Here is an 11,954-nt window from a genome sequence, read left to right as displayed (position 1 = left end):
ACACCGGCCGCCGCTACCAACCCAACCAAATCCGCAGTTGTGCACCCCATTGTGCAGCCTCGTCCAGGGTGGTGATCCGGGTCAGTTTCAGCGCGAGTCGGTAGATGGTGCGGCCAGCATCAGTGCGTGGTCGTGAGGTGGTGTAGCGGCGTACTCTGCGTTGGGCGTGCACGAGGCAGCGTTGGATTTTGGTGTTTGGCCAGCACGTTTTAATTGCGCTTGTGGCTCCTCGGCCACCGTCGATCACAGCGATCAACGGTGCTTCGATGCGCTCGAGCAGGCGCTTGTAGTCGTGTGTGGTTTCTTGTTTGCACCAGTGCCAGGCGATGACGTGGTCGAGCGTTGCCGCCACGATCAGACAGCCACCTGCGGTGTAGGTGCCGTCGATGAAGATCTGGTCGTAGACCCTGCCTGTATGGCCGATGGTCGGGTCAGGCACGTCAACCAGCCAAAAGGCATCGAATTTGCGCTGCAGCGTACGTGTCGAGCAGCTCATGTTGCCGGCGATCGCCGCAAGACTGGTCCCGGCGGTCAGGTGCTGGATGAACGCACGAAATAGGGCTGCGTTGGTGATATCGCTGCGCTGCTTGGTCAGTGAAGCACCGCAGATTTTGCACCGCCACCGGGTCGTCCCGTTGCTGGTGGTGCCGTTTCGTTTCATATCGCCGCCACAATGGCAGCGTGGTCGGTTCTTTGGCATTGGGCAACCGAACCACCGCTCCGTAGCACACCATGGCAGCCACACCGGGGATTTTCGCAAGAGAGGGCCAATATATGCTTTTGGAGCATATATTTTCCGCAAACGCGGAGTTCAGAGCATGAAAATCAACGATTCCGGACACACATTTTGTCGCTTAACCCACAACTGCAAGAGTTTCACACGCTCTACAAGGATTGGCTCAACGAAAAGACACAGGTCAAAGACCCGAAAACAGCAAAAGACACACTCGTGTGGACCCATGTCAACGTGCGCAAGGCCTACAACAGTCTCAACCACCTGTGGCGCAATGACCTGCTGTTTGTCTACCTCAAGCCCCCGAAAGGTGTGCTCGAGCCGCACCGGATCAAATCCACCACCAACAGTCTTGAAGGCGGCATCAACGCCCAGCTGAAGCTCCTTGCAAGAACTCATCGCGGCAGACGCGGTGAGCACCAACGCAAAATGCTGGATTGGTGGCTGTATCTGAAAACGGAACTGCCTGGCGATCCAATAGAAATCGCCAGACAGTCCAACTGGGGCCAGAACCAACTCGCCAAAGTTACAACCCTGACCCGAAACGAGAACCAAGCCGACTATGAAACAGGACAACCAGCCCTCTACGACAACGGTATCGATACCGAGTACACACACTCAATCGGCATCCAAAAAGGCCACATCTAACCCCGCGACACGCCGATAGCAGACACACATTTTGTCGCTTAACCCGTTAAGGTGTGCGCATATGACTACAACCAACGAGATCAGGGTCGCGGAGGTAGCGGACGCGGGGGTCGTCGCAAAGCTATTGCGCGATTTCAACACAGAGTTTGATACCCCGGTTCCCGAAGGCCTTGAGGAGCGGTTTGCGCAGATCATCGCACACGACGACGCCTTCGTTCTCCTCGCCGGCGATATTGGTTTCGCCTACGTCACCCTGCGCCCGAGCCCGTATTACGACGGGCCGGTGGCGATGCTCGACGAGCTCTACGTCGCACCTGCCCACCGCAATCGCGGGGTCGGCACGGCGCTGCTGCAGCGGGTCTTCGAGGAGATCCGCAAGCACAGCGCCGGCGAATTACAAATCAACGTCGACGAGGTAGACACCGATGCGCGCCGCTTTTACGAACGCCACGGCCTGACCAACATCGAGCAAGGCTCCCGCATGCTGCTCTACATCCGGGAGCTTTAGGCCGGAAGCGATAGCTTTGCGACGAGCCCACCACCGGCCCGCGGCGCAAGCACCAGGGATCCGCCATGGGCGTTCGCGATCGCATCGACGAGTGCCAGCCCGAGCCCGTGGCCGGCACCTGCGGTGCGTTCGGCGCGCGCGAATGGTTCGGTCCAGGTTGCAACCTCGGCCGCGGAGTAGGTCTCGCCGCCGGATTCCACGGTGACCTCAGCGAAGTTGCCCACCTTGCGCAGGGTGAGCGCGGGGTTGTTGCCGTGGGTGAGTGCGTTGCGCACCAGGTTGTCCACCGCCTGGCGGGTCAGGGTGGGGGAGGCGTCCACGGTCACGGGCACGGCGTCGGCGGGGACGTTGCGGTCGGCGCACACCTCGCGGCACAGTTCTGCCAGGTCGAGGCGCTGCCGGTCGCGCACGTCCACGTTGGCCAGCTGGAGTAGGGCGGCGACGGTGTCGGCGCTGCGGGCGTTGACCTCGCGCACGCGGGTTAGCGTGGGACGCAGCCCGCCGTCGTCGCCGGTCAGGGCCACGTCTGCCATGGTCTGGATGGTTGCGATCGGAGTCTTCAACTCATGGGAGGCGTTGGAGGCGAACCGGCGCTGGCGCTCCACTGCGCCCGCCAATTCGTCGAGCATGACGTTGAGCGCGTCTGCGAGTTCGCCGACCTCGTCGTCGGGACCATGGTGGGTGATGCGGGCTGAGAGGTCGCCGCGGGTGACGGAGGCGGCGTCGTCGGCAATGTCGCGAAGAGGTTTGATCACCAGGCCTGCCACGAACCAGCCGATCACACCCGCAAGCAGGGTCAACAGGGCAAGTACCGACAGGGAGGCGAGGAGGACGCGGCGCAGGATCTCGCTGGTGATCGGCACGGCACCGTCGATGATGACACCGTCCTCCACCGTGGGGAAGGTGGCCGTTACCGGCACCGGGGTGAGCTTCAGGTAGGCATACACCAGCCCGATCAGAGCCAACCCCATCCCAAGCACCGTGGCCACGAACATCACCGTAATGCGGGCCCGCAAACTCAGCCTCATCGTTCCTCCTCCGCCACGTAGTAGCCGGCGCCGGCCACGGTGTGCACGATGCGCGGTTCGCCTAGCTTCTTGCGCAGGTGCGACACCGTCACGCGCGGGGAGTTGGTGAACGGGTCCGCGTTTTCGTCCCACGCCTCCGCGAGCAGGTCCTCGGCAGAGATCACCCCGCCGTCGGCCTCCATGAGTACCTCGAGCACAGCGAACTCCTTCGGGCTCAGTGGCACCGTCTCGCCACCACGGGTGACCTCGCGCCGAAAGGTGTCTAGGCGCACATCCCCGCAGCGATACACCTCGCCGCGCGCCGGGGCGTTGCGCTTCGCCAACGCATTAACCCGCGCGATTAACTCCGGCACCTCGAACGGTTTGGGCAGATAATCGTCGGCGCCGAGCCCGAAGCCTTCCAGCCTGTCGTCCAGGGAGCCGGACGCGGTCAGCATGATCACCCGGGTCGCGGGATGCGTATCGACGACCCACCTGCACACCTCATCACCATGCAACCCCGGCAGGTCCCGGTCGAGCACGACGACGTCGGGGCGGGTGTCGTCGATACGCGAACGCGCCTCCAAGCCGTCATACACGGCACTAGCCTGCATGTTTGCGTTGTTGAGTGCGGTGGCGATGGCGTCGGCGAGATAGGCTTCGTCGTCGATCACAAGTACCCGAATTGTCATGAGCCCGATCGTATCGGCGGGGGTGTTGCGCCCACGTTAACGTCACCGCAACATCTGGCTGCGTAACTTCCACAGCCATGCAGACCCGAAACGTAGGAATCGACGCCGCCCGCGCGGTGGCACTCGTCGCCATGATGGTCGCGCACCTCACCGTCCAAGAGGGCATCACTGCACAGGTGCTGTTCGGCTTCCCGGCCGCACTGTTCGCCTTCATCGCCGGTGTCTCAATGGGGTACATGCGCGCCCAGCCCGCCGAGTTCATCGTGCGCGGCATCCTTCTGATCGCCCTGCACTTCGCGCTCGCCCCATTTTCGGGGTCGATCGTGGTGGTGCTCGGCACCATCGGGGTCTGCATGGCGCTGCTCGCCTGGGCGCCACGCTGGGACACACCACTGTTGCTGTGGCTCGCGTGCGCCCTCACTTTTGGCTCGGCGGTGCTCGCGCCGTCGTCCTGGCCGTACCCGCCCATGATGTGGGCCACGCTCATGATCGCCGGCATCCTGTTCAAACGCTACATGCCGTTGTGGCCCGGCCTCGTGGTCGGCGGGGCGCTGTTCGCCCTGGATGTGGCGCTGCGCTGGACCACACCGTTGCCACCGCTTCTCGACGCCACCGGCCACACCGGAGGACTCATGGACGTTGTGGGCAGCGTGGGGGCGTCGATAAGCATCTGCGCCCTGTGCTGCCTGGCGCAACGCTGGCTCGGATGGCTCGCCCCGCTGGGCCGGATGCCGCTGACTCTGTACTGCATCCACGTGCTCACCGCCGAGTGGCTCAACGTTTGGGTGACCGTGGGCGGCGCCATCGTGATCGCTTACGTATGGCTCGCGATATTTCAGCGCGGGCCGCTTGAAACTGTAATTCGCCGCATCACCGCGGTAGTGAAGGAGAACAATCGTGAAAAAGCTCGCAGCTAGCCTCGCCGTCGCAGGCGCCCTCGTCGCCCAGCCCGCATGGGCGATGGAAAGCACCACCTTCGCCGGCGACGTCGACGAAGCCAAGCCCGTGGTCTCCGTGCGTGTCGACGACTCCGATCCCGACGACGGCGTCTGCACCGGCACCGCCATCGACCCCCACTGGGTCATCACCGCCCGCCACTGCGTCGAGGCCGCCGCCAAGCCGGGCGGCTCGGTGCGCACCGGCCAGGGAGACGACCAGCGCGTCTACAAGGTGGACCGCCACGAGGTTGCCCCGCGCGGCGACATCGCCCTGCTCCACACCGAAGAGGAAATGCAGCTAGATACGTTCGCCGAGGTTGCAGACGAGGTCCCCGCCGGCGCTGTGAACATCTACGGCTGGTCCTCCGACGGCTCGGGAGGCTCCACCGAGCTGCCCTCCGCCGAGGCCGAGGTCCGCGGCGATTCCCCGCTCGCCCTTTTCGACGCCCCAACCGCCCTCGAGGTCGCCCTCAAGAACGGCGCCCGTATCCAGCCGGGCGACTCCGGCGGCGCTATCTTCGCCGACGGCAAGGTCGCCGGCATCATGTCGGCTGGACTCTTCGAGGACCCGGACAACCCGACGGAGGAGGAAATGACCTCTAATGCCGCCGTCGCGGTGGCGCCGGTTGCCGAGCAGGCCGAGTGGATCCGAGGCGTCGTCGGTGGTGAGGGTGCGGATTCTTCCGCGGACGCTTCTCCGGAAGCTGAGGCTGAGCCATCGGCTTCCTGGCGCAACGTCGCGATCGGCCTGGGCGTTTTGGCCCTCGTCGTTGCTGGGTTCCTGGTGCTGCTGCGCCGCCGCTCCAACTAGGCTTTGTGTTGAGGGGGTGTTCCTATATAGGTTGTCAACTCCGTGGGTGAGGTTGTTGGGGGTATGAAGGGCTTCTGCTTCGCCGTGTGAATGTTGTTTTCGGGCATCTCGAGGAGCCGATTGGGCTTGCTGCTCAATCGGCTTGGATGGGAGCTGTTGGTTCTAAGCTGCTGTGACCTCTTGGACTGTGGAGATGTCTCGGTAGAGCTCGCCGCTACGCATCATGGCGAAGAGAACGTTTAGGCGTCGGCGTGCGAGTGCGACAACTGCGGCGTTGTGTCTTTTGCCTTCTTTGCGTTTTCGTTCATAGAATTGTCGGGAACGCTCGTGGAATCTGATCGATGCAAAAGACGATTGCCATAGGGCGTTCTTTAATTTTTTGTTGCCAGCCCGGTTGGGCGAATTCGACATGATGGACGTTCCCGACTGATTCGTCCGCGGTGATAGGCCTGCATAGGACGCTAGGTGCGCTGCATCGGGGAAGTCGGACATATCGCCAACGGTCATGAGGATCTGCGCGGCGCTACGCGGACCGATGCCGGGCATGGATAAAAGAATCTCGGTGTGAGGAATGTCCTGGATGAGCTTGAGTACCTGTGCCTCGATTTCTTTACGATGCTCGAGTTTGGCCAATGCATCTTTGGCGGACATTGCTACGCCAAGTTCGGCGTATTCTGCCCCGGCAATGGACACGGTCTGCCCGTGGATGGCAGCAAGCATGGCATCGATGACAGGCTCAGGATTGCGCGCCCTGTGACTGCGCGCAAAGGCTGCCAGACGTGCTCTACCGACGCGTCGAATCTTGGTGGGGCCACCGTATTTCGCAAGTAGGTGGAGGATCCACTTGCGATGAATCACCTGTCCGCGCAGAACATGTTCGAATGCAGGATAGGTTCCCACGAGCGCGGATCGCATCTGGTTAATCAGGCGTGTGTAGGCCCGGGCGAGATCTTCGTCAATACCGTTGAGCACTTTCAGCTGGATAAAGACTTCCTCAACGCGGTCGACGCTGCGCAAGGCATCCGGAAGTTTAAGACCGGCATGGGCGATGACGTAGGCGTCGCGCACATCGGTCTTGGAGTTGCCGACGTGGATGCGAGAGAGCTGCCGCATCGCAAGCCCCGGTAGATAGCGAACGTCGGCCCCCATGTCTTGGGCGACTGCGACGGTTAACCGGCCGATGTTGTTGGGTTGATCGACAATGACAAGAACCGAAGCGTCATCGGCGAGAACACCCGACAACGAAAAAACAGAAAAAACAAGTAACGCCGCAAAGCGAGAAACTGTTCTCGCCTCACGGCGTCACCTGTCAACCATGTCGCGACTGATAGTGTCAACTATGTCCCGACTGATCACACGGAGCCGATGACGGGAATCGAACCCGCGTATTCAGCTTGGGAAGCTGACATTCTACCATTGAATTACATCGGCAGGCACTGCAAAGCAGTGCGTTTTAGCCTACCACCGGCGCACGCGGCTACCAAACTCGGGGGTCGCTACCCCTGGAGCTGCAACGCAATGGCCAGGCTGATCGCGTCGACGATCTTGGACGCGCGCGTCGGCGCCGGCCCCGCGGGCGTCCGCGCCGAGAGGTACGCGGCCAACGCATGCAGGCACACAGGTCCTAGCGGGGTGAAAAGCTCCCGTGGCGCGCCGGGGTACTGCGCGTGCACGGCCGCCAGCGACGCGCCGATGATACCCGCGAGGACATCACCCGATCCGGGCACGGCGCCCCAGCTGCAGCCGGCGTTGACGGTCGCCACGAACACGTCGCCGTCCGACCACTCGGCCACTGCGGTGATTCGCCCCTTCAACACCACGGTGCACCGCAGATCCTCGGCGAGCGCCCGCGCCCGTTCCGCCGCGGTTCCCGTCGCGTCGCTGAGCCGGGCAAACTCGCCCTCGTGCGGCGTCAGGATCGTGGTCGCCGTCCGCTTCCGCACCGCCTGTTTCAGCAGGTCGGAAGACCCCAGCGCCGTCAACGCGTCGGCATCCACCACCACGGGCACGTCCAGCGCCAACACCTGCGCCAGCTCCTCTGCACACTCGCCGCGCCCCGGCCCAATCACCGCCGCATCAACTTTCTTTAGCTTGTCGACGCTCTCCCGCACCACCACTTCCGGATAGTGCCGAAGTATCGGTTCCCCCGCACCGACGTAATAGGTGAGCCCCGAGTGCGTGTTGAGTGCCGCCCCCGTGCACAGGATTCCCGCGCCGGGGTACTGGGCGCTGCCCGCCAGGATGGCGAGCACCCCGTTGGTGTACTTGTTGTCGTGGATCTGCGGCTCAAACCGCTGCACCATGGTGTGCGGCATCGGCGGGAGCGCTGGCACGCCCTGCATCTCGAGGTGTGTGTTGACGGCGAGGAAGGTTTCCAGTTCCTCCTCGCCGGAGTACTCAAGATACTCCCCAAGCGTGTCTTCGTCGTCGATCGTCTCGCCGATGTCCGCTACGAACACGGTGCCGCACTCCGGTGCGAGCGCGTGCGCGAGACGCAAGCCCCCGAAAGTGACCGTGATTTCTGCAACCACGCACCTCTCGGCCGCCTCACCCGTGTCGGCGTTCACGCCACTGGGGACGTCGACGGCGAGCACGGGGCAGTCGCAGCGGAGGAACAACTCGTGCACTGCGGGCGCGAGCGGTCGGCCAGCACCCAGCCCAGCTACGCCGTCGATAAGCAAATCAAACTCGGGGTCGAGATCGTCGGGGTAGCGGAACACCTCGCCGGTGAACTGCTCGAGCGCCCGCGTGTGTGGCGTGCCGGGGATGACGGCCGTGACATCGGCGCCGTTCTCGATGAGCATCTGCCCGGCGTACAGCGCGTCGCCGCCGTTGCCCCCCGTCCCCACCACGAGCAACACCCGTTTGTCCGTCCCCTGCAGCATCGCCTCTGCCACGTGAGCCACGGCTGCGGCGGCCTCCAGCATGAGCTGATCGTCGAACTCTTGGGCGACGAGGAGGGGGGCCTCGCACTCGCGGATGGTAGCGGCCGGATACGCCTTGCGGGGAATCATCATGCCCCCACTCTAGCCACCAACTACACTGAAGGCGTGCTACTTTCAGACCGCGATATTAAACGTGCCATCGAGGACGGCACCCTGGGCATCGACCCGTACGACCCGGCGCTCGTCCAGCCCTCCAGCGTGGACTGCCGCATGGACAGCTTCTTCCGCGTCTTCAACAACTCGAAGTACACCCACATCGACCCGAAGCTGCGCCAGGACGAGCTGACCACGCTGGTAGAGGTCCCCGAAGGCGACCCGTTCGTCCTCCACCCCGGCGAGTTCGTGCTCGGCTCTACCCTTGAGCGCTTCACCCTCTCCAACACGATCGCCGCGCGGCTGGAGGGCAAGTCCTCGCTCGGCCGCCTGGGGCTGCTCACGCACTCCACCGCCGGTTTCATCGACCCGGGTTTCGACGGCTGCATCACCCTCGAGCTGTCCAACGTCTCCAACCTGCCCATCACCCTGTGGCCGGGCATGAAAGTCGGCCAGCTCGCCATCTTCAACCTGACCTCCCCGGCGGAGATCCCCTACGGTTCCGGCAAGCTGGGCAGCAAGTACCAGGGGCAGCGCGGTCCTACCCCCTCTCGGGCGTATTTGAATTTCCAGTAGCGGGCCGGGGCGAACCCACCTACACTCAGTGTTCATGAAAATGACAGTGATTGGAACTGGGTACCTCGGTGCGACGCACGCCGCCTGCATGGCCGAACTCGGCCACGAGGTCTGTGGCGTTGACGTTGACGAATCCAAAATCGCGGCGCTTGCCTCCGGGCAAGTGCCGTTTTTCGAGCCGGGGCTCCCGGAGATCCTCACCCGCACTGTCTCCTCCGGCCGTCTCTCGTTTACCACCTCCTACGAGGAGGCCGCCAACTTCGCACACGTCCACTTCCTCGGCGTCGGCACCCCGCAAATGCACGGCTCCTACGCCGCCGACCTCACCTACGTCCACGCCGCCATCGACACGCTTGTACCTTTGCTCCGCGGAGCCCACATCATCTTCGGCAAATCCACCGTCCCCGTCGGCACCGCCGCCGACCTGCAGGCCCGCGCCGATCGCCTCGCCCCCGAGGGCACCCACGTGGAGATCGTCTGGAACCCCGAGTTCCTCCGCGAGGGCTTCGCCGTCACAGACACGATCAGCCCCGATCGCATCGTGCTCGGCACCGCCTCGCCCGATTCGCCCGCGATCGACGTGGCCCGCGAGATCTACGCGCAACCCCTCTCGCAAGGTACACCCCTCATTGTCACCAACCTGCCCACCGCGGAGCTGGTCAAAGTCTCCGCCAACTCGTTCCTCGCCACCAAAATCTCCTTCATCAACGCGGTCAGCGAGATCTGCGAGGTCACCGGCGCCGATGTGGTGAAGCTCGCCGAGGCCATCGGCTACGACGACCGCATCGGCAAGAAGTTCCTCCGCGCCGGCCTCGGCTTCGGCGGCGGGTGCCTGCCCAAAGACATCCGCGCCTTCATGGCCCGGGCCGGTGAGCTCGGCGCGTCGGAAGCCCTCTCGTTCCTCCGTGAGGTGGACTCCATCAACATGCGTCGCCGTGAGCACGTGGTTGAGCTCTCCAAGTTGCTTTGCGACGGCTCGTTGCTGGGCAAAAACATCACCGTTCTGGGAGCTGCGTTCAAGCCCAACTCGGACGATGTCCGCGACTCACCCGCCCTCTCGGTCGCCGGTTCCCTCTCCCTCAAGGGCGCCAACGTGACCGTCTACGACCCAGAGGCCATGGACAATGCGGCGAGGGTTTTCCCCACGCTCGACTACGCACAAAACGTTAATGATGCGTTGTCGGGGGCAGACCTCACCATACTTGCTACAGAGTGGGACGAGTTCCGCCAGCTTGATCCGGAAAAGGCCGGTGACCTGGTGAATCGGCGCGTCATGTTGGATGCCCGAAATGTATTACATACCTCTGATTGGTGCGAAAAGGGGTGGCAAGTGAAAGCTTTGGGATGCGGTGAGTGACAATAGGAGGTATGGCCGTCACCTCAAAGCCGCGAACAGGGAAGGGAACAGATAAAGTTCTCCATCTCGTATTCGCGATTCTGCTTACCGCAACAGTCATCTCCTTTACCTTCTGGGCAATCGGAGTCGTTGGGATCAACTCCCACTTTCCCATCCTCATTCTCACCATCCTGTTCGGCTCCTTCATGGCCTTCAACATCGGTGGTAATGACGTGGCAAACTCGTTCGGTACCTCCGTCGGTGCAGGAACGCTCTCCCTCAAACAGGCACTGCTCATCGCCGCTGTCTTCGAAATCGGCGGCGCGATGCTCGCCGGCGGGGAGGTGACGGACACCGTCAAATCCGGCATCGTCGACCTCGACGGCATCTCCTTGAACCCCATGGACTTCGCCTACATCATGATGTCGGCGCTGGTGGGGGCCGCCGTGTGGCTGCTGCTCGCCACCCTCAAAGGCTGGCCGGTATCCACCACCCACTCCATCGTCGGCGGCATCGTCGGCGCCGCCGTCACCACGGGTTTCGTCGCCAGCGCGTCCCGCCACCCGTGGCAGATGGTGCAGTGGGGTGAGATCGGGCAGATCGTCCTCAGCTGGTTCATCTCCCCGCTGCTCGGCGGCTTGTGCGCCTACTTCCTCTTCAAGACGATCAAGAGCTCCATCCTCCGCTACAACGACCAGGCGGAAGAAAAACTCTCCCAGATCCGCGCCGAACGCAACGACTGCCGCCGCAGCAACAAGGAAGCCCTCTCCCACATGAGCGATGCCGAGCGCGCCGAGCAGACGGCCGCCATGGCCCGCGACACCATCACGATGTCCGGCGAAAACTACAGCCTCGAGGACCTTGAATCCTCCTATTACCAGGAGCTCTACCGCATCAACCAGCGCGCAGAGTCGATCAACTCCCACCGCGCCCTCATCCACGGCACCCCGTTCCTCGCGGCCCTCGGCGCCGTCATTATCGCGGCCATGCTGCTCCTCAAGGGCCTAAAGAACATTGGCCTCGGCCTCACCCCAACAACCACCATCATCCTCCTCATCATGGTGGGCGTGACCGCCTGGTTCGCCGTCCACGTCTTTGCCAAGCAGCTGACCAGCAAGCCCCTGGACATGGCCACCTTCATCATCTTCTCCTGGATGCAGGTCTTCACCGCCGCGGCCTTCGCCTTCTCCCACGGCTCGAACGACATCGCCAACGCCGTCGGCCCCTTCGCCGCTGTTATCGACGTCCTCCACTACAACGCCATCGTCGCCGAAACCCAGGTCCCCCCATTCCTCATGCTCACCGCCGGCGTGGCCCTCATCTCCGGCCTCTGGTTCATCGGCCGCAACGTCATCCACACCGTCGGCACCGGCCTCACCAAGATGCACCCGGCCAGCGGTTTCTCCGCCGAGCTTTCCGCCGCCGCCGTCGTCATGGCGGCCTCCCTCCTCGGCCTCCCCGTCTCCTCGACGCACATTCTCATCGGCGCCGTCCTCGGCATCGGCGTGGTCAACCACTCCGCCAACTGGTCCCTCATGAAGCCCATCGGCATGGCCTGGGCCATCACCGTCCCCGCCTCCGCTCTCATCGGGGCGGTCACCGTCGTCATCATCCGGTTCTTCTTCGCCATGTAGTTGTGGATAACTTTTCTGGCCCGGCCTGAGTTA

The 11,954-nt window shown here is 63.3% G+C and carries 10 protein-coding genes, 1 tRNA gene and 2 pseudogenes; 7 read left to right on the top strand and 6 right to left on the bottom strand.

Going from position 1 to position 11,954, the window contains the following annotated elements; genetic code table 11:
• Positions 1–34: 34 nt before the first annotated feature.
• Positions 35–700, bottom strand: a pseudogene (locus HMPREF3044_RS10345) (IS256-like element ISCre1 family transposase); the annotation flags it as partial.
• Between the two features lie 162 nt (positions 701–862).
• Between HMPREF3044_RS10345 and HMPREF3044_RS10340 the strand changes: the two are divergent.
• Together HMPREF3044_RS10340 and aac(3)-XI are read left to right on the top strand one after the other, a co-directional pair.
• Positions 863–1,381, top strand: a pseudogene (locus HMPREF3044_RS10340) (IS256-like element ISCre1 family transposase); the annotation flags it as partial.
• Between the two features lie 61 nt (positions 1,382–1,442).
• Complete coding sequence (gene aac(3)-XI / locus HMPREF3044_RS10335; protein WP_046095284.1) at positions 1,443–1,889, top strand: aminoglycoside N-acetyltransferase AAC(3)-XI; 447 nt, start codon at positions 1,443–1,445, stop codon at positions 1,887–1,889.
• On the opposite strand, the gene HMPREF3044_RS10330 is transcribed toward aac(3)-XI, so the two are convergent.
• Both HMPREF3044_RS10330 and HMPREF3044_RS10325 read right to left on the bottom strand, forming a co-directional pair.
• Entirely contained in the window at positions 1,886–2,860 is a 975-nt protein-coding gene (locus HMPREF3044_RS10330) for a sensor histidine kinase (RefSeq protein WP_230308015.1), read from the bottom strand. The genes aac(3)-XI and HMPREF3044_RS10330 overlap by 4 nt on opposite strands.
• Before the next feature lie 53 nt (positions 2,861–2,913).
• A complete protein-coding gene (locus tag HMPREF3044_RS10325; protein WP_193391061.1) occupies positions 2,914–3,582 on the bottom strand; it encodes a response regulator transcription factor in 669 nt (222 codons plus the stop codon).
• Positions 3,583–3,665: 83 nt separating this feature from the next.
• Here HMPREF3044_RS10325 and HMPREF3044_RS10320 point away from each other — a divergent pair, with 83 nt between their 5' ends.
• Both HMPREF3044_RS10320 and HMPREF3044_RS10315 read left to right on the top strand, forming a co-directional pair.
• The gene (locus HMPREF3044_RS10320; protein WP_049147422.1) at positions 3,666–4,505 is read left to right on the top strand and encodes an acetyltransferase domain-containing protein; all 840 of its coding nucleotides are present in this window, start codon (positions 3,666–3,668) and stop codon (positions 4,503–4,505) included.
• Entirely contained in the window at positions 4,486–5,337 is an 852-nt protein-coding gene (locus tag HMPREF3044_RS10315) for a trypsin-like serine protease (protein ID WP_049147424.1), read from the top strand. Before HMPREF3044_RS10320 ends, HMPREF3044_RS10315 begins: the two co-directional genes overlap by 20 nt.
• A gap of 162 nt (positions 5,338–5,499) precedes the next feature.
• Here HMPREF3044_RS10315 and HMPREF3044_RS10310 read toward each other — a convergent pair whose 3' ends face one another.
• The 3 genes from HMPREF3044_RS10310 to HMPREF3044_RS10300 form a co-directional block, all read right to left on the bottom strand.
• Positions 5,500–6,579 (bottom strand): IS110 family RNA-guided transposase, encoded by a 1,080-nt coding sequence (locus HMPREF3044_RS10310; RefSeq protein ID WP_070741428.1) that lies wholly within the window; start codon positions 6,577–6,579, stop codon positions 5,500–5,502.
• A gap of 118 nt (positions 6,580–6,697) precedes the next feature.
• Positions 6,698–6,768 (bottom strand) — tRNA-Gly (locus tag HMPREF3044_RS10305).
• A gap of 65 nt (positions 6,769–6,833) precedes the next feature.
• The gene (locus tag HMPREF3044_RS10300) at positions 6,834–8,354 is read right to left on the bottom strand and encodes a bifunctional ADP-dependent NAD(P)H-hydrate dehydratase/NAD(P)H-hydrate epimerase (protein ID WP_070741425.1); all 1,521 of its coding nucleotides are present in this window, start codon (positions 8,352–8,354) and stop codon (positions 6,834–6,836) included.
• Between the two features lie 33 nt (positions 8,355–8,387).
• Here HMPREF3044_RS10300 and dcd point away from each other — a divergent pair, with 33 nt between their 5' ends.
• The 3 genes from dcd to HMPREF3044_RS10285 are packed head-to-tail and all read left to right on the top strand — an operon-like array spanning position 8,388 to position 11,921.
• Entirely contained in the window at positions 8,388–8,951 is a 564-nt protein-coding gene (gene dcd / locus HMPREF3044_RS10295) for a dCTP deaminase (protein ID WP_005388416.1), read from the top strand.
• A gap of 34 nt (positions 8,952–8,985) precedes the next feature.
• The gene (locus tag HMPREF3044_RS10290) at positions 8,986–10,308 is read left to right on the top strand and encodes a UDP-glucose dehydrogenase family protein (protein ID WP_005393424.1); all 1,323 of its coding nucleotides are present in this window, start codon (positions 8,986–8,988) and stop codon (positions 10,306–10,308) included.
• 11 nt (positions 10,309–10,319) lie between these two features.
• Positions 10,320–11,921: an inorganic phosphate transporter gene (locus HMPREF3044_RS10285; RefSeq protein WP_005393426.1), complete on the top strand. Its 1,602-nt coding sequence runs from the start codon at positions 10,320–10,322 to the stop codon at positions 11,919–11,921.
• Positions 11,922–11,954: the final 33 nt, after the last annotated feature.

The organism is Corynebacterium sp. HMSC073D01 (genome assembly GCF_001815555.1).
Taxonomy (GTDB): domain Bacteria; phylum Actinomycetota; class Actinomycetes; order Mycobacteriales; family Mycobacteriaceae; genus Corynebacterium; species Corynebacterium glucuronolyticum.
This window is presented reverse-complemented; position numbering and strand designations above follow the sequence as displayed.